We start from the raw sequence: 24,787 nt of genomic DNA, 5'->3' as shown, positions 1-24,787 counted from the left end.
GCGACACTTGACCAAAGACCGTATCGACCGCCGTTTCGCGGCGCTGAAGGCCGAGGGCCGCGCCGCTTTCGTGGCCTATGTCATGGCCGGGGACCCGGACGCGGCGACCGCGCTCGAGATCGTCAAGGGCCTGCCGGCCGCCGGCGCCGACATCATCGAGCTGGGCTTCCCGTTCTCGGACCCGATGGCCGAGGGCCCGACCATCCAGCGCGCCAGCCAGCGCGCCCTGGCCAAGAAGATGACGCTGAACGGCACGCTGGACATCGTCCGCGCCTTCCGTGAGGGCGACCAGGACACGCCGATCATCCTGATGGGCTATCTGAATCCGCTGGTGAACCGCGGCTTCGAAACCTTCGCCAAGCAGGCCAATGAGGCCGGGGTCGATGGCCTGATTGTCGTCGACTGCCCGCCCGAGGAGGCCGACCCGCTGTCGGACGCGCTTGAAGCCGAAGGCCTGTCTCTGATCCGCCTGGCCTCGCCGACGACGGACGACAAGCGCCTGCCGGCCGTGATCCGTCGCACCTCGGGCTTCGTCTATTACGTCTCGGTCGCCGGGGTGACCGGGGTCAAGGAAGCCGACGCCGACGCCGTGGCGCCGGCCGTCGAACGGATCCGCAAGGCCTCGGGCTTGCCGGTCGCTGTCGGCTTCGGCATCCGCACGGCCGAACGCGCCGCCGAGGTGGCCCGCGTGGCCGACGCGGCCGTCGTGGGCTCGGCGCTCGTGGACGAAATCGAATCCGCCGCTCGGTTGAACGAAAACGTGACCGAGAAGGTTCTTCTAAAAGCGTCGGAGCTGGCTAAGGCTGTGCGTTCGGCGCGAGTCGGGACGAAGTGAGGCTCTAAGGCTATGGCTATGGCTGAACCCCAGGACCCGAAGAAGGGCGACAAATCCAAGGCGCCGGCCGAAGGCCGCCGTGGCGGCTGGCTGTCGCGCATCGCCCCCGGCGTGCGCGGCGCGTTCGCCAAGCGCGAGACGCCCGAGAACCTCTGGGTCAAATGCCCCGACACGGGCGAAATGATCTTCCGCTCCGACCTGGAGGCGGCCCTGTGGGTCACGCCGGCCGGTCGCCACATGCGGATCGGGCCGGAAGCCCGTTTCAAGTTCACCTTCGACGACGGCCAGTACGAGGCCCTGCCGACCCCGGCGGTTCCCGAGGATCCGCTGCAGTTCTCGGACGGCAAGCCCTATAAGGACCGGCTGGTCGCCGCCCGCAAGGCGACGGGCGAGCCGGACGCCATGGCCATCGGCTACGGCAAGGTCGCCGGCGTCGACGCCGTGGTGCTGGTCCAGGACTTCGCCTTCATGGGCGGTTCGCTGGGCATGGCCGCTGGCGAGGGCTTCATCGCCGCCGCCAAGGCCGCCCTGGAGCGCCAGGTCCCGATGATCGCCTTCACCGCCGCCGGCGGGGCCCGCATGCAGGAAGGCGCGCTGTCGCTGATGCAGATGGCCCGCACGACCCTGGCCATCAACGAACTGAAGGACGCGGCCCTGCCCTACGTCGTGGTCCTCACCGACCCGACCACCGGCGGCGTCACCGCCTCCTACGCCATGCTCGGCGACATCCACCTGGCCGAGCCGGGCGCCCTGATCGGCTTCGCCGGTCCGCGCGTCATTGAGCAGACCATCCGCGAGACCCTGCCGCCGGGCTTCCAGCGCTCGGAATACCTCGTCGAAAAGGGCATGGTCGACCGCGTCACCCACCGCAAGGACTTGCCCGAAGTGCTGGGTTCGGTTCTCGGCACGCTCATGATGGGCCGCAACCGCAAGGCGGCCTGAGCTCGAACTTGGCCGAGCACCTTCGCGCCCATGACGCCGCCCTGGAGCGGCTGAAGGCGCTGCACCCGAAGTTGATCGACCTGTCGCTGGACCGGATGCGGCGGCTGTGCGCGGCGCTGGGCGATCCTCAAGGTCGCCTGCCGCCGGTGATCCACGTGGCCGGCACCAACGGCAAGGGCTCGACGGTCGCTTATCTGCGGGCCATGGCCGAGGCGGCGGGCCTCAAGGTCCACGTCTTCACCTCACCGCACCTGGTCCGCTTCGCCGAGCGTATCCGCCTGGCCGGAACCCTGATCACCGACGACCATCTGGCCGACGTGCTCGACCGCGTCGAGGCGGCCAACGCCGGCCTGCCGATCACCTTCTTCGAGATCACCACGGCGGCGGCCTTCGTCGCCTTCGCCGAGGTCCCGGCCGACCTCTGCATCGTCGAGGTCGGGCTGGGCGGCGTCCTGGACGCCACCAACGTCATCCAGCGGCCGGCCGTGAGCGTCATCGCGCCGATCGACATCGACCATCGCGAGTTCCTGGGCGACACGATCGCCCAGATCGCCGTCGAGAAGGCCGGCATCATCAAGCCGGACGCTCCGGTCGTCTCGGCCCGCCAGGACCCTGAAGCCGAGGACGTGCTCGACACGACCGCGGCCCTGGCCGGCGTCGATTTGACCCTGATGGGCCGTGACTTCGACGCCTGGAACGAGCGCGGCCGGCTTCTGGTCCAGATGCAGGACCGCCTGCTGGACCTGCCGGCGCCTTCGCTGCCGGGCGACCACCAGTTCGCCAACGCCGGCCTGGCTGTCGCCGCCCTGCTGGCGCTGGGCGATTCCCGCATCGACGAGGCCGCCATGGGACGGGGAATCGCCGGCGCGGTCTGGCCCGCCCGCTTCCAGCGCCTGACCGCTGGCCCGCTGGCCCGGCGCGCCAAGGCCGCCGGGGCCGATCTCTGGCTGGACGGCGGCCACAATCCGCACGCCGGCCGGGCGGTCGCCCGCGCCGTCGCCGACCTCGCCGCCCGCGACGGTCGGCCCGTGGCGCTGATCTCGGGTCTGCTGGCCAACAAGGACGCGCCCGGCTTCTTCGGTCCGTTCCGGGGCGTGGCGACCAAGGTCTTCACCGTCACCTTCGAGGGCCACGCCGCCGCTAGCGCCGCCGAGACCGCCGCTTCGGCCGAACTGGCCGGGCTGCGCGCCGCGGCCTGCGATTCCGTCGAGGACGCCCTGGGTCGCGCGCTCCAGCTCGAGCCGACGCCCCACGTCCTGATCTGCGGTTCGCTCTACCTGGCCGGCGAGGTGCTGGCCATGAGCCCCGAGACTTGGCCGGTCTAAGCGCGTAAGGCTGGCGCACGCCGATAGGGCGGCACGGCCCGCCGGACATCCTCGGCGAGCGCGCCCGTCCTGGCAGGAACGCCGACATGGCCAAGGGTCAGAAGAAGTCGAACAAGGAAATCCGCAAACCGAAGGCCGAGAAGAAGGCCCCGCCCGTCGCGGTCTCGCCGTTCATTGTCACGGGGAAGAAGTGACAACGAAAAACGCCCGCCCCGGAGACCGGAGCGGGCGTCTTCAATTCAGGCCTGCAAGCCGACTAGGCCGGTTGGACGCCGGCTTCGTTCAGCCATTCCAGGATCTTGGCCTTGGGCATGGCGCCGACCTTCATCGAGGTCATCTGGCCGTCGCGGAACAGCATCATGGTCGGAATGCCGCGGACGCCGTAGCGCGACGGGGTCGTCGGGCTGTCCTCGATATTGACCTTGGCGACGGTGACGACGTCGGCCAGCTCTTCCGAGATCTGCTCCAGGGCCGGGGCGATCTGCTTACACGGACCGCACCACTCGGCCCAGAAGTCCACCAGCACGGGCTTGCTGGCCTTCAGGACGTCGGATTCGAAAGAGGCGTCGGTCACCACAACGGTGCTCATGGCTTGCTCCAGTCTGGCGTCACGCGCTCGGCGCGGAGGACGCGATAAGGTCAATGTGACCGGATTCGTTCCGGTCGCTTGCGGAAGATGTAGGATCACGCGACGAGCCCGGCAACGGCCTAAACCAGGCGGGCGAGCGCCTCGACCATCACCTTTTCTGGAACCGGCATCAGTTTGGGGCCGTCCGTCCACACCAGCGCCGCCTCGACGGTGCGTCCGGGGAACACCTCGCGCAGCACGGCGGCATAGACCGCCATCTGGGCCAGATAGGCCGGATCGGCGTCCTCTATCCGGTCGGGCGAGGGGCGATTGGTCTTGTAGTCGACGACCAGGACCCGCCCTTCGTCGACCACCAGCCGGTCGACCCGGCCGGAGACGGCCAGGCCCTTGGGCAGGTGCGCGCTGGTTCCGGCCAGGGCCACCTCGGCGCGAGAGCCGGGGCCGAACACCGCGGCGAAGCGGGCGTCGTTCAGCACCCCGAACGCGGCCAGGGCCATTTCCTCGCGCTGGTCGTCGGTCAGGTCGCGCTCGGCGGCCAGCAGGCGCTGGGCCGCTCCGCCGCGCTGATCCGGCGCGACGTCGGGCAGTAGCTGCAGCAGTTTGTGGACGATCTCGCCCCGGCGGTAGCGGCCCAGGCCCGAGACCCTGGCCAGCGGCGAGGGGGCGGGAACGCGGGCGTTGTCCTCGATCCGCGACGGGGCGGCGTAGCGGGCGGCCGCCGGCTCGGGTGGCGCGGTCCGGGTCATCCACGCCGGCGCGACCGTCGGCGCGCGGACATCGTCCTCGACGCGCGGCGCGCTGACCGGATCGGGCCCGTAGCGCAGGAAGGCCGTCTCGTCCTCGCCAATGATCCGAACGTCCGGCGCGATGTCGGGATGGGCGAAGGCGGCGCGGGCGGCGGCGTACCAGCCGCCGACCTTGTCGTCCTTGGTCCGGGCGTCGATGCGGCCGCACAGGATCAGCCGGTCCCGCGCCCGGGTCAGGGCCACGTACAGCAGGCGCAGGGCCTCCTGGCTTTCCTTGTCCTCGCGGAGTTTCCGGGCTCTGGCCGAGGCGTCGCAGTCGCCCTTGCTGGAGCCGCACCACAGCAGCGCGCCATCCTCGGTCACCAGCAGCGGCGAGCCGCCGGCCCCGCGCTTCACGGTGGTCTCGGGCAGGAAGACGATCGGCGCCTCCAGGCCCTTGGAGCCGTGGGCGGTCATCACCCGCACCTCGCGGCGGGCGCCTTCCATCTCGCGCTTGACCACGATGTCCAGGGCCGCGAAGTCGGCGACCAGGGCCTCCAGGTCGCGGACGCCGCGCTGTTCGGCCTCCATCACCTGGGCCAGGAACTCGTCCAGCGCCTCCTCGGCCTCGGCGCCCAGGCGGGTCAGCACCTTGGCGCGGTGCGAGCGTCCATCGGCGTCGGCCAAGCCCAGCCAGCCGGCGAAGAACTCGAATGGCTGGCGCTTGCGGCCCTCGGTGATCGCCCAGTCCAGCACCGCCCGCGCCGACGTCCACTCGGGGCGCTCCTCGGCCCGGCGCCGCAGCTCGGCCCACAAGGTGGCGCGGCGGCCCTTGGCCAGGGCGTAGACGTCCTCGTCGGTCAGTGAACAGAACGGCGTCTTCAGCAGCGCCGCCAGGGTGAGGTCGTCATCCGGGAACAGGATGAACCGGCCCAGCGCCAGCAGGTCCTCGAAGGCGATGTGGCTGGACAGCGACAGCCGGTCGGCCCCGGCCACCGGCACGCCGCGCCGCTTCAGGGCCCGCAGGATTTCCTCGAACAGCACCTTGCGGCGGCGGACCAACACGAGGATGTCGCCGGCATGGGCGGCGCGGTGGCGGCCGATCTCCTTGTCGAAGACCGCGTCGCCACGCGCCAGGATGGCGGCGGTCTCGGCGGCGATGGCCTCGGCGAGGCGGCGGTTGGCGCTCCTCTCCCCCTCTGAATCGACCGGCGCCTCCCAGGCCTCGCGCTCCTCGCCGGGCAGCTCGCGGGTCAGGGGCCACAGGTCGACGCAGCCGGGACCGTCCTTCCGGAACGGCTCGTGGCGAACCAGGTCCTGGCCGACCGGCGGCGGCACCCCCTCGCGGGTCTCGGGATCGGAGAACAGGGCGTCGACGAAGCTCAGCACCTCGCGGGTCGAGCGGTACGACACCGTCAGCGGCACGCCCTTGCCGACCGCACCGACGGCCTCGATGCGGGCGATGTAGCCCTGGGTCTCGATCAGCAGCCGTTGCGGATCGGCCCCCTGGAATGAATAGATCGACTGCTTTTCGTCGCCGACCACGAACAGGGTCCGCTCGGCGCGGCGGCCGCTCCAGCCTTCCGAGGTTTCGCCGGCGAAGAAGTCGGCGGTCAGGGCCCGCAGGATCTCCCACTGCTCGGGCGCGGTGTCCTGGGCCTCGTCCAGCAGGATGTGATCGACGCCGCCGTCCAGCTTGTAGAGCACCCAGGCGGCCTCGACCTTCTCGGTCAGCAGCACGCGGGTCTTGTCGATCAGGTCGGTGAAGTCGAGCGCCCCGCGCGCCTCCTTCTCGATCCGGTGCGATTCCACATAGAGCACCGCCAGCCGCAGGGCGTCGGCCGTGTCCTCGGCCACCTTGGCGGCGCGGACCCGCTCGCGGGCGGCTTCCAGCTTGGCCTGTTCGAGGAGCAGGGCCTCGCGCAGGTCCTCGCGGCTCTTGAGACCCGAGGTCTTGGCCGGCCAGGTCGCCGGCGTGCCCTCGCCGCCCTCGGTGAACAGGGCGCGGAGGGCGAGATCGAGCGTCGCGTCAGGATCGCGGGCCACGGCCGCCAGGGCCTCTGCGGACTTGGCGTCCTGCTTGCCGCCGCCGTCGAAGAGCACCGTGGCCGCCGCCCGCCAGGCGCCCAGGTCCAGACGGGCCATGGCCAGGGCGGCGAGCTCGGCGGCCGAGGTCGGTTCGTCGAACCCACAGCGCGCCCAGGCGTCGGCGACAGCCTCCGACAGGCCGCCACAGCGCCGGACATAGTCCATGATCTGGCCGCGCCGGGTTTCGAAGCCCGCGAACATCGCCTCGAAGCTCAGGAAGTCCAGCGCCACCGAGAACCGGGCGTAGGCCTGGGCGAAGGCGTCCTCGTGCGTGTCGACCCAGGCGGCCGTGGCGCGGCGGGCGGCGCGGGCGATGGCGGCGCTGGCCTGGTCGTCCATGACCGTGAAGCCGGGCGAGACCCCGGCCTCCAGCGGGAAGCGGCGCAGCAGCTTCTCGCAGAAGGCGTGGATGGTCTGGATCTTCAGGCCGCCAGGCGTCTCCAGCGCCTGGGCGAACAGGGCGCGGGCCTCGGACAGGCGCTTGGCGTCGTAGGTCGCCTCCGGCTCGCCGACCAGCTTGGCCAACTCGGCGCGAAGGTCGGCGTCGCTGGTCACCGACCATTTGCCCAGCCGCTCGAACAGGCGTCGCTGCATCTCGGCCGCGGCGGCCTTGGTGTAGGTCACGCAGAGGATCGCCTCGGGCTTGACCCGCGCCAGCAAGAGGCGCGCGACCCGGTCGATCAGGGTCTTGGTCTTGCCCGAGCCGGCGTTGGCGGTGACGAAGGCCGAGATCGCCGGATCGGCGGCGATGCGCTGGGGATCGTGGAGCGCCGTCATTCGCCCTCCCCATCGTCGCCGCTGGTCGACCATTCGAACACCCGCGCCAGATGGGCGTAGTCGCCGGGATGCTCCTTGACGAACTGCGGCGCGACCCGCGAGCGGTAGGGCTCGGCGGGGTCGTCATAGCGAGCGATCAGGGTCGAGAGGCCGTCCAGGGCCTTGGTCGCGGCGGCGGCGCTTTCCTCGCCGGCCAGAGCGCGGACCTGCTCCTCGCCCGCCGGCTTGCGGCCGGTGACGCGGACATAGGTCAGGTCGCCAGGCGTCGGCTTGCCCAGGTCCGGGAAGCCGCCGTGCATCAGGATCGCCGCCGTCAGGGTCAGCTGCGGCGAGAAGCCGGTGTCGACCTGCTTCTGCGACGGCGCGGCGCCGGTCTTGTAGTCGAGGATGTGCGCCGTCCCGTCGGCCGTCGGCTCCAGCCGGTCGGCCTTGGCGGTCAGGGTGAAGGGGCGGCCGTTGATGCTGAGCGACAGTTCGCCCGCCGCCTCGACGACGATCTTGCGGGCGGTCGTGCGGCGATGGCGCTCCCAGTCGGCGACCCACAGGGCGGCCTCGCGGGCCAGGGCCTTCTCGCGGGCCAGGGCGGTCGGCGGCATGCCGGCGTGAACCAGGGCGTCGACATAGAGCTTCTCGAAGACGGCGGCCGCGTCGGCCGGGACGGCGTCGGGGAAGGTCTCCGCGAAGGTCTCGAAGGCGGCGTGGATCGCCGTCCCCCGCGCCCGGGCCTCGACCGGCTCGTCGGGGCGTTCCAGCGGGTAGAGCTTGAGAATGTCGCGGGCCCAGACGGCGTAGGGGTCGCGGGTCAGGGCCTCGACGCGGGTGACGGCCATCTTGCGCGGCCGGTCCTCAACCGGCGGGACGGGCGCGGGAGGGCCGATCGGGGCGTAGGGCGCGGGGGCGTCGAGGGCGCGGACCCAGTCCAGCACGTCGTCGCGGCGCGGCAGGGCAAGGCCCGCGCCGGCGGCCAGGGTCTTCAGCCGCCACAGCCAGCGCGACTCGACGGCGGGCGCGCCGCCGCGCCGCTCGCAATGGACCAGCACCACGTCGGGGGCGCTGGCGGCCTGGGCGAAGTCGTGGGCGGTCAGGCCGACGCGACGCTCGGGCGGCGGCAGGCCCAGGCGCTGGCGCATGGGTCGCGACAGGAACGGATCGATCGGCGCGCCCTGCGGCCAGACGCCTTCTTCCAGGCCCGCCAGCACCAGGCGGTCGGCGCGGACCAGGCGGGCCTCGATGGCGCCCAGGATGCGCAGCCGGGGGTGGGTGGCGCCGCCGACGCGGACGGTCTCCTCGTTGACCAGCCGGTCGAAGATGTCCGCGAAGGCCTGGGGCGAAGCGTCGGGAAGGGGCTCGCCGTCCTGGATCAGGGCCGCCATCAGGGCGCCCAGGCACTCGCCCGCGCCGCCGGCCCACAGGCGGTTGGGGGCGATCAGGCCTTCCAGCGCCTCGACCAGGGCCTGGGCGGCGCGGCAGGGCGGGGCGAAGCCGTCGGCATAGACGGCGGCGGCGTGGTCGACGGCGGCCAGGACCCGGTCGCAGAGGGCAAGGGCCTCGGGCGCGTCCTTCAACCGCTTGCGCAGGACATCCTTCGAGCCCGGCGCGGCGCCGCGCAGGCCCTTGCGCTCCAACATGGCGGCGGCCGAGGCTTCGTCCTCGCCCAGCACCAGCGGGTGCTTGGCGAAGGCCAGCAGACGGACGGGGTTCAGGGGCTCCTCGACCAGGCGGGCCAGGTGCAGGGCCAGGATCGCCGAACCGGCGGCGGCCAGCGGCGCGCCGGCCGAGCTGTCGGGAATCACGCCCCAGCGCTGCAATCGGGTCATCACCCGGCGGGCCAGGGTCTGGTCGGGCGTGACCAGGGCGGCGGTCCGCTCGGGATCCTCCAGCGCCTCGCGCAGCAGCAAGGCGCAGGCCCCGGCGGCCTCCTCCTCGGCGCGAGCGGCGATGACCGAGAAGCCGGTCAGGCCCTCGGCGATCGGGTCGAGCCCCGGGGCCTCGGCGCGCAGGGCGGCGATCTGGGCCAGCCAGTCGGCGGTGGCCTCGGCCGGGCGCAGGGCCTCGTTGACGATCCTTCGGCGCCAGCGGCCCCGGCTGTCGACGTCGGCAACCCAGGCGCGGACGTCCGAGCGGGCGACGCCGGCGCGGTCCAGCAGGCGCTTCATCGCGCCCTGCGGATGCTGTTCGCCTTGGGAGCCCTCGATCTGGGTCCAGGCGCTGTCAGCCAGGTCCTCGTCGAGGCCGGGCAGGACGACGGCGCCCTTCGGAGCGGCGGCCACGACGCGCAGCAGGTCGGCGGTGGCCGGGGCGGTGCCCGTCGAGCCGGCGGCGACCAGCACCTCGGTGGGCGGACTTTCCGACCACTGCCTCTCCAGGGCGCGCAGCAGCTTCACCCGGCGCTCGGAGACGTCGATCAGGCCCAGGCTGCCCAACCGCTTGGGCCAGGCGCCCAGCACGCCTTTGAGGAACTTGGCCGAGACCTGCCAGTGTTGGGCGAGGTCGCCTTCGGCCAGGCCGTCCAACTTGTCCTCGAAGGGGATCTCCTCGATCTGGCAACTGTCGAGGAAGTCGGACAGGGCCTTGGCCAGCTCCAGGGCCTGGACCGGGCCCGGCTTGAACGACAGCTTGTCGCCGTGGTCGACGACCAGCCGCGCCAGCTCGAACCGCCGGCGGCGCGAGGAAATGGCCGGCGGCAGGTCCAGCGCCAGGTCGCCCGGCTCGAACGGCGGCTCGCCCTCGTCCAGGTCGCCCAGCGGCCGGATCTGCGGCAGCAGCAGGGCGCGCCCACCACCGACCGCCAGGAAGGCGTCGGCAAGCGCCCGAGCCCCACGTCGGGTCGGGGTCAGGACGGTGGCGCGGGGCAGGGCCTCGGGGCCCAGCGGCTCCAGCGTGTTCAGCAGGCCGCGCGCCAGGTCGTCGACGAACGGGCGATGGGCGGGGATCGAGAACCAGCGCGGCCCCTCACGCTCGAAGAAGGGGGCCGGGCCGCTCATTCTTCGGCGAGCTTGGCTTCGGCCGCCAACTTGGCGTTCGGATCGCCGACGTGCATCCAGAGTCCGTCGGGGGCGACCCCATGGACGCGGTGGTCGGCGGCCAGGCGCTTCCACAGGGGCAGCAGCGAGAACGGACCCTCGGGGCCGTCGGCGGTGATCGCCGGATTGCAGATGTGGACGCCGACATAGACCAGGGGCGCCATCTCGCCGGGATCCTTGAAGCGCACGACCCCGTCCTCGCCTAGGAAGACGTCGCCGCTGTCATGGAAGCCCAGCGAGCCGGCGGTCGAGGCCAGCATCAGGCACACGTCCATCGCTTCCGGATCCCAGGCGGCGGCCACGGCGTCGACGGCCGCGCCAGCGTGCTCGATCCAGATCGAGTCGATATTGGCCACGAACACCGGTCCTTCGCCCAGCAGCGGAAGGGCGTGCTTGATGCCGCCGCCGGTCTCCAGGGCCTGGGCGCGTTCGTCGGAGATGACGATCCTCGGCCCCAGCCCCTTGGCCTCGCGGGCCTTCAGGTGGGTTTCGACCAGGTCGGCGAAGTAGTGGACATTGACCACGGCGGTCTCGACCCCGGCGGCGGCCAGGCGGTCCAGCATGTGGTCGATCAGGGCCTTGCCGGCGACCTCGACCAGGGCCTTCGGGCGGTCGTTGGTCAGCGGACGCATGCGGGTGCCGAGGCCGGCGGCCAGCACCATCGCGAGCTTGGGAGCCTTGCTCATCGGCGAGCCTCCGCCGGGACGTGGCGGTCGAACCAGGCCTTGAGACCCGCCATCGCCGGGTCGGCCAGGTTCCGCTCGAGGTAGCGCCAGGTGCGCGGCATATAAGCCTCGTACTGGCGACGGCCCAGCAGGGCCTGGCGGGCGAAGACCCTACCCAGGATCCGGGCGGCGTTCGAAGCGGCTAGGGCGCGGTAGTCGGCGACGAAGGCCTCGCGGTTGGCGCCGGGGCGGGCGGCCAGGTAGCGGTCCAGCATGGCCGTCTCCAGGTCCGGCGAGACGTCGCGGCGGGCGTCCTGCAGCAGGTGGGTCAGGTCCCAGGCGGGATGGGCGCGCAGGGCGTCCTGGAAGTCCAGCAGGCCGACGCGGGCGACACCCTCGCGCTCGGGCAGCCAGAGCAGGTTCTGGGCGTGGTAGTCGCGATGGGTGAAGACGCTGGCCCCGGCCTCGCCGCGCACCCAGACGGGCGCCCACAGCGCGTCCCACGCGGCCACGGCCTCGGGACTGAACGCCGGGATGCCGGCGAACTGCGGCCACCATTCCAGGAAGGTGTCGGTGGCGTGCTTCAACGCGAGCTTGTCATAGGTCAGCAGCGGCCAGCGGACGTCGTCGACCGCCAGGACGTCGGGCGGCGTCTCGGCGTGCAGCGCCACCTGCAGGTCGACGGCGGCCTCGTACAGCGGGCGCTCGTCCTGGCCCTCGGCGATCAAGGTCGCGTAGAGGCCATCGCCCAGGTCCTCCAGGACCGCGAGGCCCTGGGCGACGTCGTAGGCGAAGATGCGCGGGGCCGAGAGGCCGCGTCGGCGCAGATAGTCGGCGGTGGCGACGAAGGCGGCGACCGAGCCGGCGGCCAGGCGGGCGGCGGCGTTGTAACCCAGGGCCAGGCGCTCGGCGTCGGTGGCGCCGGGCGGGCAGACGACGCTTTCCAGGGCTGGCGGCTGGTCCATGAAGATGAAGCGCTCGTCCCCACGGCGCAGGCGCTCATAGGCCCGCGTCGAGGCGTCGCCGCTCAGCGGCTGGCGATGGGCGTCGCCGAAACCGTGGGCCCCCAGGAACGCGGCCTTGGCCGCCCCTCTTTCAGACTTAAATTGGGGCTCAGAACTCAAGGGAACGTCCTTCGAAATCGCCGTGCCGTACGATGACGACGCGCCGCGCGTCGCCGTCGAGGGCGATGTCTATATCGAGCCGAGTCGCGGGCAAACGCCCTTCCAGCCTTTGAGGCCATTCGATCAGGGCGACGCCGTCGTCCAGGGCCTCGTCCAGGCCGATCTCGTAGGCCTCGTCGGGGTCCGACAGGCGGTAGAGGTCGAAGTGGGCCAGGGGGAAGGCGGCCGTCTCGTAGAACTGCACCAGGGTGAAGGTCGGGCTGGGCACCTCCTCGTCCGGCGTCGTCAGGGCGCGGATCAGGGCGCGGGCCAGGGTCGACTTGCCGGCCCCGAGTGGTCCGGTCAGGCACAGGGCGTCGCCGGGCCGCAGGGACGCGGCCAGCTTGCGGCCCAGATCCTGGGTCGCCGCCTCGTCGGCGAGGAAAACGGTGGTCACGTCAGAAAGCTCGTCGGATCGGTCGGCAGCACGCGCTCCACATAGCGCTTCAGGACCTCCGTGGCCTCTCCGGCGTCATGGGGCAAGGCCTCGGCGTCGATCGGCGCCCCGACGATCAGCGAAAAGCGCCGGCCCTTCTTGTTCAGCAGCTCGTGGAACAGGGTGATGTCGCGCAGTTCCTTCCAGCGCCCGTCGAACAGGTGGAACAGGGTCGACCACGGGCCGGTCAGGTGGACCGGGACGATCGGCGCGCCGTACTTGCGGGCGATCGAGACGGCCGAGGTCATCCAGGGCGGGTCGGTCAGACGTCCGTCCGCGCCCTTCACCGCCAGGCGGCCGGCCGGAAAGATCATCAGGGCGCGTTCGGCCTCCATGGCCTCGCGGGTCATCGACAGGGTCAGGCGCATGCGTTCTCGGCTGCGCTTTTCCTCGACCCATTCGACGGGGATCAGCACCTCGTCGAAGCGGCGGCAGACCCGGTGGGCGTCGGCGTTGGCGTAGAACATCATGTCTGGCCGCCGGGCCTTGAGGGCGTCATGGACGGCCACGCCGTCGCCGATGCCGGTGGGGTGATTGGCGACCACGATGGCCCGGCCGGCGCCAGGCAGGTTCTCCAGGCCCCGGACCTCGACCTTCAGCGCCAGCAGGTCCGAGACATGCTCCAGCGCCGCCCGGCCGCCCAGCTGACAGAGGGTCTGCGCCATCCGCCGTGCCTTGCCGTAGTCCAGCAGGCCGTAGAGCGGCGGTCGCACCAGGGGCCAGATCGCCGACCCGGTCAGGCGCGGGGCGCGCTCGGCGATCAGGACATCGATGATGTGGGGCTCGGGCGTCTGTCGCGCCCCGATCGCCCCGACGGCCGGAACATGAACCATGACGGGAGCTTAGGCCGCGTCGTCGGAGCTGTCAGCCGACGGATGACGCCAGGATCGGCGTCCGTGCGGGCTTCCATTGCCGGCCCTCACGCGCTAACCGCACATCTCGATGCCGACATCCCTCCGCACCGCCTATCGCGAGCGCCTGGCCCAAGGCGAGATCAAGCCCGATGTGGCCCAGGCCGCCGCCGTCGAGGCCCTGTCGCGGCTGGAAGCCGACCTGGACGCCGCCGGCGAGCCCGGCTTCTCGCTGTTCGGCCGCAAGCCCAAGAGCCAGCGCGGGGTCTATCTCTGGGGCCCGGTGGGGCGCGGCAAGTCCATGCTGATGGACCTGTTCTTCGACAGCGCGCCGGTGGCCAGGAAGCGCCGCATCCACTTCCACGCCTTCATGGCCGAGGTCCACGCCGACATCGACGCCTGGCGCAAGGGCGACGCCGCCGCCCGCAAGGCGCGCTTCGGCCAGTCCAAGGGCGACGACCCGATCGCGCCCACCGCCGAGCTGATCGCGCAAAACGCCCGCCTGCTGTGCTTTGACGAGCTGCAGGTCACCGACATCGCCGACGCCATGATCCTGGGCCGGCTGTTCGAGGCCCTGTTCGCGCGGGGCGTCACCCTGGTCGCGACCTCGAACCGGCCGCCCGACGACCTCTACAAGGACGGCCTCAACCGCCAGCTCTTCCTGCCGTTCATCGACATGCTGAAGTCGGCGCTGGATGTCGTCGCCGTGCGCGGACCGGTCGACTTCCGCCTGGATCGACTGCGCGCGGCCCGCACCTGGCTGGCCCCGAACGACAAGGCGGGCCTGGCCGAGTTCGACCGCCTGTGGGCCGACATGCTGGACGGCGCGCCCGAGACCGGCGCGACGCTAGAGGTGCTGGGCCGCAAGATGCGCCTGCCCCGCGCCGCTGGCGGCCTGCTGCGCTCGTCCTTCGCCAGCCTGTGCCAGCAGGCGCTGGGCCCGCAGGACTATCTGGCGATCGCCGAGCGCTTCCACACGATCTTCCTGGAGGACGTGCCGCGCCTGACGCCCGAACGACGCGACGCGGCCAAGCGGTTCAACACCCTGATCGACGCCCTCTACGAGGCCGACGCCAAGCTGGTGGCCCTGGCCGACGCCGAGCCCGAGGCGCTGTACCCCGAAGGCGACGGCGCCTTCGAGTTCGAGCGCACGGTCTCGCGCCTGCAGGAAATGCGTTCGGCCGACTATGTGGCCCGGGTTCGGGACTAGGAGAGCACCATGAGCGTCAAGGATCGGGTCCGCGTCCGCGAGACCAAGCTGCTCTCCGACAACTGGTATGTCCTGAAGACGACGACCTTCGACTGGAAGCGGCGCGACGGGGCCTGGCAGACCCAGAGCCGTGAGCACTACGATCGGGGCAACGGCGCGGTGCTGCTGCCCTACAACCTCGCCAATCGCACGGTGCTGCTGGTCAAGCAGTTCCGCTGGCCGGCCTTCGTCAACGGCTATGACGAACTTCTGATCGAGGCCGCGGCGGGCCTGCTGGACGACGCCGCGCCCGAGGTCCGGATCCGGGCCGAGGTCGAGGAGGAGCTGGGCTATCGCCTGGACGCGGTGCGCAAGGTGTTCGAGGCCTTCATGAGCCCAGGCTCGGTGACCGAGATCCTGCACTTCTTCGTCGCCGAGTACGACGCCTCGATGCGGATCGGCGACGGCGGCGGCCATCCCGACGAGGGCGAGGACATCGAGGTTCTGGAGCCGACGATTGACGAGGCCCTGGCCATGATCGCCGACGGCCGCATCCGCGACGCCAAGACCATCATGCTGCTGCAGCACCTGTCCCTGACGGTGTTCAGGGCCTGACCGCGCCTAGGCGAAGTCGCGGGCCAGGGGCGTCTCGAACCGCACGACCAGCCCTTCGTCTCCGTAGTCGGCCCGGATCTCGCCGCGCAATTCCGCTGTGATGCTGCGTTCGATCAGGCGCGAGCCGAAGCCCTTGCGCTGCGGCCGTCGGGCAGGCGGACCGCCGGTCTCCCGCCATTCGAAACGCAGGGTCTCGCCGTCCTCCGACAACGACCAGTCCAGCAACAGCCGGCCGCTGGTCGACAGCGCCCCGTACTTGGCGGCGTTGGTGGCCAGTTCGTGGAACACCATGCCCAGCGACAGGGCCACGCGGGCGGGCAGGTGGACGTCCGGGCCGCTCATGAGAATCCGCTCGTCGCCGTAGGGGCCCAGCTCCTGCAGCAGGATTTGGCGCAGTCCCGCGCCCGCCCATTGGCTGTCGGTCAGGGCGTTGTGGGTCTGGGACAGGGCTAGCAGCCGCGCCTCGAAGGCGGCGGCGAAGACCTCGGGCGTGGCCGCTCCGCGCAGCGTCTGCTGGGCGATGGCCTGGACGGTGGCCAGGGTGTTCTTCACGCGGTGGTTCAGCTCGTCGAGCAGCAGGCGCTGGCGCTGGTTGGCCAGCACCCGGTCGGTCATATCCGAGCCCTCGACGAACACGCCGGAGACGGAGCCGTCGGCCTCGACGATGGGCTGGTAGATGAAATCGAGGAAGCGCTCCTCGGGCGGCGCGCCCTTTTCACGCGCCAGCATCACACTGAGCTCGCGTCCCAGGAACGGCTCGCCCGAACGGCGCACCTCGTCCAGCAAACGCACGAAGCCCTGGCTCTCGATCTCGGGCAGGACTTCGACCAGGGGACGCCCGACGATGTCATGACGGCCGATCAGCCGCAGATAGGCGTCATTGGCGAAGTCGAAGACGTGGTTCGGGCCGCGCAGCACCGCCACGAAACTGGGGGCGCGCATGAAGAGACGGCGGATCTGCACGCTCTGCGACTGCAGGGTCTCGACGCGTCGCAGCACGGAATCGCCGAGCATTGTCGTGGTCGGTGGCGCCTCGGGCCGGAAGGCGGCGTCCTTCAGGCGCCGAAGTTCGGTGATGTCCTGCGTGTTCTGCAGGATGTACCCGCGCCCATCCTCGGTGGGCACATAGGTGTGGGTTGCGCTCCAGTAGCGATCTTCGAAGCCTTCGCCGTCAGGACCCGGGATGGCGTAGTGGATCATGGCGATGACGTCGGTCTCGCCGGTGTCGCGGGTGCGCAGCAGCGACTCCTCGAGCAGGCGGCGGCTTTCGCCCTGAGCCGGGAACGCATCGAACAGGTAGCGACCTTGGATGTCCTCGCGCGCCCGGCCGGTGACCGCGATGTAGGCCGGGTTCATCTCGATGATGGTCAACTCATGATCCATCAGCATGTATGGCGTCGAAATCCGCTCGAACACCGCCTTGAAATCGATCGGACTGGACATGAAGCGCTCTTGTTCCCCCCTGGAGCGAGCGACGTTAACGTAACCTTGGCCTTTAGGGTTCCCCACTCCCCCAACGCGGGGAGCTGCGAACGTTTCTCAAGAGGGCGCCGTTTAATTGACACCCTGGCCTTCGCGCTTAAAAGCGTCCCGCAACGCACAAAGGCTACTGAGGTTGGACCTCCCATGACCGACACGAGCCGGGGGCTTCCCGAGCGCCCGATGTCGCCGCACCTGCAGGTTTGGCGCTGGCATATCACCATGGCCTGCTCGATCCTGCACCGCGCCTGCGTCGTCGGCCTGTGGGTCGGCGCCGTGATCCTGGCCGGCTGGGCCGCCGCCCTGGCGGCTGGCCCTGAGGCCTACGACGTCTATCGCGGCGTCCTGGGCTCGCCGATCGGCAAGCTGGTGTTGCTGGGCGAGACCTTCGCGGTCTTCTTCAACGTCGCCTACACGATCCGCCAGACCTTCTGGGACACCGGCAGGGGCTTCCAACCCCGCATCGCCGACATGACCGGCGCCATGGCGATCGCCTTCGCGGTCGTGGCGACGATCGTCACCTGGGTCATCGCCGGCGCGAACGGAGCGTTCTGATCATGAGCAAGAACGACCTCTTCCAGCCCATCCAGTTCCGCACGCCGCTGTCGCGCGCCCGGGGCATGGGCTCGTCGCACCACGGCGTCTCGCACTTCATCACCGAGCGCGTCTCGGGCCTGGCCCTGGCGCCGCTGAGCCTGTGGGGCGTCTACAGCGCCCTGAAGCTGATCGGCGCCGACCAGCACACGGTCGCCGCCTGGATCGGCCAGCCGGTGAACGCCGTGCTGCTGGTCCTGCTGCTGGTCTCGGCCCTGGTGCACCTGTCGAACGCGGTCCAGGTGGTGATCGAGGACTACGTCCACAAATTCACGAGCAAGTCGGCCCTGGTGATCGGCAATCTGTTCGTCTGCGTGCTGGCCGGCGCCGTGGGGATCTTCTCGATCCTCAAGGTCGCCTTGACCGTGACCGGAGCCCATTGATGTCGGCCTACAAGTTCATCGACCACAAGTTCGACGTCGTCGTCGTCGGCGCCGGCGGCTCGGGCCTCCGCGCCGCGCTGGGCGCCGCCCAGGCCGGCCTCAAGACCGCCTGCATCACCAAGGTGTTCCCGACCCGCAGCCACACCGTGGCCGCGCAGGGCGGCATCTCGGCCTCGCTGGGCAATATGAGCCACGACGACTGGCGCTGGCACATGTTCGACACCGTCAAGGGTTCGGACTGGCTGGGCGACCAGGACGCCATCGAGTACCTGACCCGCAACGCCCCGGCGGCGGTCTATGAGCTCGAGCACTGGGGCGTGCCCTTCTCGCGCACGGCCGACGGCAAGATCTACCAGCGCGCCTTCGGCGGCATGACCAAGAACTACGGCGAAGGCCCGATCCAGCGCACCTGCGCGGCGGCCGACCGCACCGGTCACGCCATGCTGCACACGATGTACGGCCAGTCTCTGGCCCACGACACCGAGTTCTTCATCGAGTACTTCGCCCTCGACCTGATCATGGACGACGGCGTCTGCCGCGGCGTGACGGCGTGGAAGCTCGACGACGGCACCCTGCATCGCTTCCAGGCCCAGATGGTGATCCTGGCCACGGGCGGTTACGGCCGCGCCTACTTCTCGGCCACCTCGGCCCACACCTGCACGGGCGACGGCAACGCCATGGCGCTGCGCGCTGGCCTGCCGCTGCAGGACATGGAGTTCGTGCAGTTCCACCCCACGGGGATCTACGGCGCGGGCTGCCTGATCACCGAAGGCGCTCGCGGCGAGGGCGGCTACCTGACCAACTCGGAAGGTGAGCGCTTCATGGAGCGCTACGCGCCGTCGGTTAAGGACCTGGCGCCCCGGGACATGGTCAGCCGCGCGATGACCATCGAGATCCGCGAAGGCCGCGGCGTGGGCCCGAACAAGGACCACATCTTCCTGCACCTCGATCACCTGGATCCCAAGATCCTGGCCGAGCGCCTGCCGGGCATCTCGGAAACGGCGAAGGTCTTCGCCGGCGTCGACGTGACCAAGGCCCCGATCCCGGTGCTGCCGACCGTCCACTACAACATGGGCGGCATCCCGACGAACTATCACGGCGAGGTCGTCACCAAGTCGGGCGAGAATCCCGACCAGGTGATCCCGGGCCTGATGGCCGTGGGCGAAGCGGCCTGCGTGTCGGTGCACGGCGCCAACCGCCTGGGTTCGAACTCGCTGATCGATCTCGTGGTCTTCGGTCGCGCCGCGGCCCTGCGCTGCGCCGAGATCCTCAAGCCGGGCGCCAAGCAGCCGGAACTGAAGGACGTCCAGACCGACGGCCATCTGGCCCGCTTCGACCGCTTCCGCAACGCCTCGGGCTCGACCCGCACCGCTGACCTGCGTCTGGAGATGCAGAAGGCCATGCAGGAAGACGCCGCGGTGTTCCGCACCGGCGAGAGCCTGGTCAGCGGCGTCGATCGCCTGCAGGCGGTCTGGGACAAGAAGGCCGACCTCCAGGTCAGCGATCGCGGTCTGGTGTGGAACACCGACCTGATGGAGACCCTGGAGTTCGACAACCTGATCGGCCAGGCGGTGGTCACCGTGAACGGCGCGGCCAACCGCACCGAGAGCCGCGGCGCCCACGCCCGCGAGGACTTCGCCGACCGCAACGACACCGAATGGATGAAGCACACCCTGGCTTGGCTCGACATGGAGTCCGGCAAGGTGAAGATCGATTACCGTCCGGTGCACAGCTACACGATGTCGGACGACATCGCCTACATCCCGCCGAAGCAACGGGTCTACTGAGGGTACGATGGTCGAACTCGCACTCCCCAAGAACTCGCAGGTCAAGTCGGGCAAGCACTGGCCCGCGCCGGCCGGGGCCAAGAAGGTCAAGACCTTCAAGATCTACCGCTACGACCCCGAAGCGGGCGGCAATCCGCGCTGGGACACCTACGACGTCGACATGGACGCCGTGGGCCCCATGGTCCTGGACGCCCTGCTCTACATCAAGAACACCATCGACCCGACCCTGGCCTTCCGCCGGTCGTGCCGGGAAGGCGTCTGCGGCTCGTGCTCGATGAACATCGGCGGCCGCAACACCCTGGCCTGCACCCACGGCTGGGCCGAGGTGCCGGGCAAGGCCGTCCAGATCAGCCCGCTGCCGCACATGCCGGTGGTCAAGGACCTGATCCCGGACCTGACGCTGTTCTACGCCCAGTACGCCTCGATCGAGCCCTGGCTGCACACCGACACGCCCGAACCGCAGACCGAGTGGAAGCAGTCGCCGGAAGACCGCGAGAAGCTCGACGGCCTCTACGAGTGCATCCTGTGCGCCTGTTGCTCGACCTCGTGCCCCAGCTACTGGTGGAACGGTGACAAGTATCTGGGCCCGGCGGCCCTGCTGCACGCCTATCGCTGGCTGATCGACAGCCGCGACGAGGCCACCGGCGACCGCCTCGACGCGCTTGAGGATCCCTTCAAGCTGTATCGTTGCCACACGATCATGAACTGCGCCCAGGTCTGCCCGAAGGGGCTGAACCCGGCCAAGGCCATCGCCGAGATCAAGAAGATGATGGTCGAGCGCGTCGTCTGACGGGCTTCTTACAAAGACAGGCGCGGGGCGGCTTCGGAAACGGGCCGCCCCGCGTGGAGCCTGCCTTCGCAGGCTCCATCTCCAAGTGAGCAGCGCGTCCGGGCGCGAAATCGCAGACACTTTCCCTGACGCGCTCTATATCCGCCTCTGTCGAAGGCGCTTGCCAATAGGTGACGCCGGCGTCATTTTTGACGAAAGGGAGGGCGTCGTTGAGCGCTGAAGCCAATCAGAACGCATGCGTCGTCATCGTCGGCGCGGGGCACGCGGGCGGCTCGGCCGCCGCGTTCCTGCGTCAGTACGGTCACGAAGGCCGGATCGTCCTGATCGGCGACGAGCCTCTGCTGCCCTACCAGCGCCCCCCGCTGTCCAAGGCCTGGCTGAAGGGCGAGGCCGACGCCGAGTCGCTCTCGCTGAAGCCCGCCGAGTGGTACGCCGAGAACAACGTCATGCTGCGCCTGCAGGGCGTGGCCGAGCGGATCAATCGCTCTGAGAAGACGGTGACCCTGGCCTCGGGCGAGGTCATTGCCTACGACTTCCTGATCCTGGCCACCGGCGCCCGCGCTCGCGCGCTGCCGATTCCCGGTTCGGACCTGGCCGGCGTCCTGGCCCTGCGCACGGCGGCTGACGCGGAGCTGCTCAAGCACGCCCTGGGCCCGGACAAGCGCCTGGCCGTGATCGGGGGCGGCTATGTCGGTCTGGAGGCGGCCGCCTCGGCCCGGGCGCTGGGCAGCCACGCCATGGTCGTCGAGCGCGAGAGCCGGGTCCTGGCCCGCGTCGCCTGCGAGACCCTGTCGCTCTTCTTCCAGGACTATCACGGCAAGCACGGCGTCACGTTCGAGCTGAACGCCGGCGTCGCGGGCTTCGAGGGCCAGGACGGCCACGTCACGGGCGTGAAGTTCTCCGATGGTCGGGTGGTCGCCTGCGACGCCGCCCTGGTCGGGGTCGGCGCGGTTCCCAATGACGAACTGGCCAAGGACGCGGGTCTCGCGACCGCCAATGGCGTGGTCGTCGACCTGGAGGCGCGGACGAACGATCCGTCGATCTTCGCGATCGGCGACGTCACCCATCGTCCGCTGCCGCTCTATGAGCGCCAGTTCCGCCTGGAAAGCGTGCCCAACGCCCTAGAGCAGGCCAAGCAGGCCGCCTCGGCGATTCTGGGCCGGCCGGGCCCCGCGCCCGAGGTGCCGTGGTTCTGGTCCGACCAGTATGATCTGAAGCTGCAGATCGCCGGCCTGCCGTTCGAGGCCGACCGTCAGGTGGTGCGCGGCGACGTCGTCGCCGCCAGGTTCGCGGTCTTCCATCTGAAGGGCGACCTGCTGCAGGCCGTCGAGGCGGTCAACGCGCCGCCCGAGTTCATGGCCGGCAAGCAGCTGATCGCCAAACGCACGCCGGTGAGCGCCGAAAAGCTCGCCGATCCTACGGTGTCCATGAAGGAAGTGGCGGCCTAAGTTCGCCAGAGGGGAATAGAGAAAAACCGCATGGCTAAGATCACCTACATCGAACACGACGGCGCCGAACACGTGCTCGACGTGAAGCCGGGCCTGACCGTCATGGAAGGCGCCGTGAAGAACAACGTGCCGGGCATCGACGCCGACTGCGGCGGGGCCTGCGCCTGCGCGACCTGCCATGTCTATGTCGACGAAGCCTGGCTGGACAGGACCGGCGACAAGTCGGCCATGGAGGAGTCGATGCTGGACTTCGCCGAGAACGTCGAGCCCAACAGCCGCCTGTCTTGCCAGATCAAGGTGAGCGACGCGCTGGACGGCCTGGTGGTGCGGCTGCCGGAAAGCCAGCACTAGTTACGACGTCAAAAGAGCGTCGTTATATTGTCGCGAGGGGGTTGCCAGTCGTCCGACGGAGGACTAGATCACCGCCTCGCTCGGAACGGCATCGCGACCGGACGACGCGACCCCCGAAAGGGAGTTGCATCGGTTCAGACGCTTCGCTAAACACCGCGCTCCAATCGACTCGATGACGGATCCGCAAGGGCGGCCATGGCGGCCCGAGGATCCTCTTTTTGTCTCTTCGATCCCGGTTCTCCGGAGCGTCGAAAAAGTCAAAAGAGTTGGTTGACTTCGGAATGTCGCCTCTTTAGAAGCGCCGCTCCGAAACATCGCAGACAAGAGTTCGCAAGAATTCAGCGGCGCGGTGTTAAGTCATTCAGGTAGTTGTTCTGAAGTTTCTTCAAAATAACTGGTTGACTGGCAAGGTTGGCTTCTCTAGAAGCTGGCCGCTCTGGTGTCTCCGGGATTTCCCGGCTTCGCCGGTCCGGTTCGAAACGTTTTGAAAAAAACGATTTGACACGAGATACGAGGTTGGATAGATAGCCGCCTCCGCCGACACTGGGCGCTAAACGGTGGGGCCGCTTCGGCGGTTCGGGTCTTTGACATTGTTGATTTGGAAAGAGAAACGCAGGCGGCGGCGCTCTGGCGGTAGACTTTAGGTCTACCTTCGACGCTGACAAATGCGGTCTCTTGAAGACACCATTAATACGGTGGCTGACGCTTTGGTGTTGGTCATTGTGTGATGGGAACTCGTCAAGAAACTATGCAAACCAGATACGCGACTGAGGTTTTCCCCTCGGTCAAATAGCTGGAGTCAATGTCAACTCAACCTGAGAGTTTGATCCTGGCTCAGAGCGAACGCTGGCGGCAGGCCTAACACATGCAAGTCGAACGGATCCTTCGGGATTAGTGGCGGACGGGTGAGTAACACGTGGGAACGTGCCCTTTGGTTCGGAACAACTCAGGGAAACTTGAGCTAATACCGGATGTGCCCTTCGGGGGAAAGATTTATCGCCATTGGAGCGGCCCGCGTCTGATTAGCTAGTTGGTGAGGTAAAGGCTCACCAAGGCGACGATCAGTAGCTGGTCTGAGAGGATGATCAGCCACATTGGGACTGAGACACGGCCCAAACTCCTACGGGAGGCAGCAGTGGGGAATCTTGCGCAATGGGCGAAAGCCTGACGCAGCCATGCCGCGTGAATGATGAAGGTCTTAGGATTGTAAAATTCTTTCACCGGGGACGATAATGACGGTACCCGGAGAAGAAGCCCCGGCTAACTTCGTGCCAGCAGCCGCGGTAATACGAAGGGGGCTAGCGTTGCTCGGAATTACTGGGCGTAAAGGGAGCGTAGGCGGACTGTTAAGTTAGAGGTGAAAGCCCAGGGCTCAACCTTGGAATTGCCTTTGATACTGGCAGTCTTGAGTACGGAAGAGGTATGTGGAACTCCGAGTGTAGAGGTGAAATTCGTAGATATTCGGAAGAACACCAGTGGCGAAGGCGACATACTGGTCCGTTACTGACGCTGAGGCTCGAAAGCGTGGGGAGCAAACAGGATTAGATACCCTGGTAGTCCACGCCGTAAACGATGAGTGCTAGTTGTCGGCATGCATGCATGTCGGTGACGCAGCTAACGCATTAAGCACTCCGCCTGGGGAGTACGGTCGCAAGATTAAAACTCAAAGGAATTGACGGGGGCCCGCACAAGCGGTGGAGCATGTGGTTTAATTCGAAGCAACGCGCAGAACCTTACCACCTTTTGACATGCCTGGACCGCCACAGAGATGTGGTTTTCCCTTCGGGGACTGGGACACAGGTGCTGCATGGCTGTCGTCAGCTCGTGTCGTGAGATGTTGGGTTAAGTCCCGCAACGAGCGCAACCCTCGCGATTAGTTGCCATCAGGTTTGGCTGGGCACTCTAATCGTACTGCCGGAGTTAATCCGGAGGAAGGCGGGGATGACGTCAAGTCCTCATGGCCCTTACAAGGTGGGCTACACACGTGCTACAATGGCGACTACAGAGGGCTGCAATCCCGCGAGGGGGAGCCAATCCCTAAAAGTCGTCTCAGTTCGGATTGTTCTCTGCAACTCGAGAGCATGAAGTTGGAATCGCTAGTAATCGCGGATCAGCATGCCGCGGTGAATACGTTCCCGGGCCTTGTACACACCGCCCGTCACACCATGGGAGTTGGCTTTACCCGAAGGCGCTGCGCTAACTCGCAAGAGAGGCAGGCGACCACGGTAGGGTCAGCGACTGGGGTGAAGTCGTAACAAGGTAGCCGTAGGGGAACCTGCGGCTGGATCACCTCCTTTCTAAGGATGCTTCTCCAGTCTCTCACGAGACTATTGAAGCTCCAGACAGCGCACTAGATGCGCACAAATGAGCGGATCGCCGCCGTCTTCGTTTCTCTTTCCACTCCTTGGTCGCCGTTAGGCGGTCGAGGCGATCGCGAGCCCTGGAGCGGGCCTGGCCTGAGGGTCGGGTTTGATCTGAGCGGCCTATGGGCCCGTAGCTCAGTTGGTTAGAGCGCACGCTTGATAAGCGTGAGGTCATAAGTTCAAGTCTTATCGGGCCTACCACTCTTCCATCCTACGGAACCGCAACCGACCAGCTCCCGCTGGGCAAGCAACTCACACCGAGTGTGAGGGGCCATAGCTCAGTTGGTAGAGCGCCTGCTTTGCAAGCAGGATGTCGTCGGTTCGAATCCGTCTGGCTCCACCATCTCTCCTGTCATCGGACAGTCGAAG

At 68.6% G+C, this 24,787-nt stretch carries 20 protein-coding genes, 2 tRNA genes and 1 rRNA gene; 15 read left to right on the top strand and 8 right to left on the bottom strand.

Annotated features, from left to right (window positions below):
* The first annotated feature begins 7 nt into the window (after positions 1-7).
* From trpA to K8940_RS22500, 4 genes are all read left to right on the top strand, one after another.
* Positions 8-835, top strand: coding sequence for a tryptophan synthase subunit alpha (trpA, locus tag K8940_RS22515; protein ID WP_223392265.1), 828 nt, complete (start codon positions 8-10; stop codon positions 833-835).
* 12 nt (positions 836-847) lie between these two features.
* Positions 848-1,777 (top strand): acetyl-CoA carboxylase carboxyltransferase subunit beta, encoded by a 930-nt coding sequence (locus tag K8940_RS22510; RefSeq protein WP_223392264.1) that lies wholly within the window; start codon positions 848-850, stop codon positions 1,775-1,777.
* An 8-nt stretch (positions 1,778-1,785) separates the two neighbouring features.
* Positions 1,786-3,102, top strand: coding sequence for a bifunctional folylpolyglutamate synthase/dihydrofolate synthase (locus K8940_RS22505; RefSeq protein WP_223392263.1), 1,317 nt, complete (start codon positions 1,786-1,788; stop codon positions 3,100-3,102).
* 86 nt (positions 3,103-3,188) lie between these two features.
* Entirely contained in the window at positions 3,189-3,296 is a 108-nt protein-coding gene (locus K8940_RS22500) for a hypothetical protein (protein WP_223392262.1), read from the top strand.
* A 62-nt stretch (positions 3,297-3,358) separates the two neighbouring features.
* On the opposite strand, the gene trxA is transcribed toward K8940_RS22500, so the two are convergent.
* The 7 genes from trxA to K8940_RS22465 form a co-directional block, all read right to left on the bottom strand.
* Positions 3,359-3,691, bottom strand: coding sequence for a thioredoxin (gene trxA, locus K8940_RS22495; RefSeq protein WP_223392261.1), 333 nt, complete (start codon positions 3,689-3,691; stop codon positions 3,359-3,361).
* Positions 3,692-3,810: 119 nt separating this feature from the next.
* Complete coding sequence (addA, locus tag K8940_RS22490) at positions 3,811-7,281, bottom strand: double-strand break repair helicase AddA (protein WP_223392260.1); 3,471 nt, start codon at positions 7,279-7,281, stop codon at positions 3,811-3,813.
* Positions 7,278-10,265, bottom strand: a complete 2,988-nt coding sequence (gene addB, locus K8940_RS22485; protein ID WP_223392259.1) for a double-strand break repair protein AddB — start codon at positions 10,263-10,265, stop codon at positions 7,278-7,280. Before addB ends, addA begins: the two co-directional genes overlap by 4 nt.
* A complete protein-coding gene (gene murU / locus K8940_RS22480) occupies positions 10,262-10,990 on the bottom strand; it encodes an N-acetylmuramate alpha-1-phosphate uridylyltransferase MurU (RefSeq protein WP_223392258.1) in 729 nt (242 codons plus the stop codon). Before murU ends, addB begins: the two co-directional genes overlap by 4 nt.
* Complete coding sequence (amgK, locus tag K8940_RS22475; protein ID WP_223392257.1) at positions 10,987-12,093, bottom strand: N-acetylmuramate/N-acetylglucosamine kinase AmgK; 1,107 nt, start codon at positions 12,091-12,093, stop codon at positions 10,987-10,989. The genes murU and amgK overlap by 4 nt, the downstream gene beginning before the upstream one ends.
* A complete protein-coding gene (tsaE, locus tag K8940_RS22470; protein WP_223392256.1) occupies positions 12,083-12,529 on the bottom strand; it encodes a tRNA (adenosine(37)-N6)-threonylcarbamoyltransferase complex ATPase subunit type 1 TsaE in 447 nt (148 codons plus the stop codon). The genes amgK and tsaE overlap by 11 nt, the downstream gene beginning before the upstream one ends.
* On the bottom strand, positions 12,526-13,401 hold the full coding sequence (locus K8940_RS22465; RefSeq protein WP_223392255.1) for a 1-acyl-sn-glycerol-3-phosphate acyltransferase: 876 nt from the start codon (positions 13,399-13,401) through the stop codon (positions 12,526-12,528). The genes tsaE and K8940_RS22465 overlap by 4 nt, the downstream gene beginning before the upstream one ends.
* A 109-nt stretch (positions 13,402-13,510) precedes the next feature.
* Here K8940_RS22465 and zapE point away from each other — a divergent pair, with 109 nt between their 5' ends.
* Both zapE and K8940_RS22455 read left to right on the top strand, forming a co-directional pair.
* A complete protein-coding gene (zapE, locus tag K8940_RS22460) occupies positions 13,511-14,629 on the top strand; it encodes a cell division protein ZapE (RefSeq protein ID WP_223392254.1) in 1,119 nt (372 codons plus the stop codon).
* 9 nt (positions 14,630-14,638) lie between these two features.
* On the top strand, positions 14,639-15,223 hold the full coding sequence (locus K8940_RS22455; RefSeq protein WP_223392253.1) for an NUDIX domain-containing protein: 585 nt from the start codon (positions 14,639-14,641) through the stop codon (positions 15,221-15,223).
* Positions 15,224-15,229: 6 nt separating this feature from the next.
* On the opposite strand, the gene K8940_RS22450 is transcribed toward K8940_RS22455, so the two are convergent.
* Positions 15,230-16,666, bottom strand: coding sequence for a PAS domain-containing sensor histidine kinase (locus K8940_RS22450; protein WP_223392252.1), 1,437 nt, complete (start codon positions 16,664-16,666; stop codon positions 15,230-15,232).
* Positions 16,667-16,849: 183 nt separating this feature from the next.
* Here K8940_RS22450 and sdhC point away from each other — a divergent pair, with 183 nt between their 5' ends.
* The 9 genes from sdhC to K8940_RS22405 all read left to right on the top strand — a co-directional run bounded on the left by sdhC (position 16,850) and on the right by K8940_RS22405 (position 24,761).
* Positions 16,850-17,257 (top strand): succinate dehydrogenase, cytochrome b556 subunit, encoded by a 408-nt coding sequence (gene sdhC / locus K8940_RS22445; RefSeq protein ID WP_223392251.1) that lies wholly within the window; start codon positions 16,850-16,852, stop codon positions 17,255-17,257.
* A complete protein-coding gene (gene sdhD, locus K8940_RS22440; protein ID WP_223395954.1) occupies positions 17,224-17,679 on the top strand; it encodes a succinate dehydrogenase, hydrophobic membrane anchor protein in 456 nt (151 codons plus the stop codon). The genes sdhC and sdhD overlap by 34 nt, the downstream gene beginning before the upstream one ends.
* Positions 17,679-19,466, top strand: coding sequence for a succinate dehydrogenase flavoprotein subunit (sdhA, locus tag K8940_RS22435; RefSeq protein WP_223392250.1), 1,788 nt, complete (start codon positions 17,679-17,681; stop codon positions 19,464-19,466). The genes sdhD and sdhA overlap by 1 nt, the downstream gene beginning before the upstream one ends.
* 7 nt (positions 19,467-19,473) lie before the next feature.
* Positions 19,474-20,256, top strand: coding sequence for a succinate dehydrogenase iron-sulfur subunit (locus K8940_RS22430; RefSeq protein ID WP_223392249.1), 783 nt, complete (start codon positions 19,474-19,476; stop codon positions 20,254-20,256).
* 209 nt (positions 20,257-20,465) lie between these two features.
* Positions 20,466-21,704, top strand: coding sequence for an NAD(P)/FAD-dependent oxidoreductase (locus K8940_RS22425; RefSeq protein WP_223392248.1), 1,239 nt, complete (start codon positions 20,466-20,468; stop codon positions 21,702-21,704).
* A 30-nt stretch (positions 21,705-21,734) separates the two neighbouring features.
* On the top strand, positions 21,735-22,055 hold the full coding sequence (locus K8940_RS22420; RefSeq protein WP_223392247.1) for a 2Fe-2S iron-sulfur cluster-binding protein: 321 nt from the start codon (positions 21,735-21,737) through the stop codon (positions 22,053-22,055).
* Positions 22,056-22,866: 811 nt separating this feature from the next.
* Positions 22,867-24,352, top strand: a 16S ribosomal RNA gene (locus tag K8940_RS22415).
* Between the two features lie 190 nt (positions 24,353-24,542).
* Positions 24,543-24,619: transfer RNA gene (locus tag K8940_RS22410), tRNA-Ile, on the top strand.
* 66 nt (positions 24,620-24,685) lie between these two features.
* Positions 24,686-24,761: transfer RNA gene (locus K8940_RS22405), tRNA-Ala, on the top strand.
* The last annotated feature ends 26 nt before the right edge of the window (positions 24,762-24,787 follow it).

This window comes from Caulobacter segnis (genome assembly GCF_019931575.1).
Classification (GTDB): domain Bacteria; phylum Pseudomonadota; class Alphaproteobacteria; order Caulobacterales; family Caulobacteraceae; genus Caulobacter; species Caulobacter segnis_C.
Note: the sequence above shows the minus strand (reverse complement) of the source record. Positions and strands in the feature narration are given on the sequence as shown.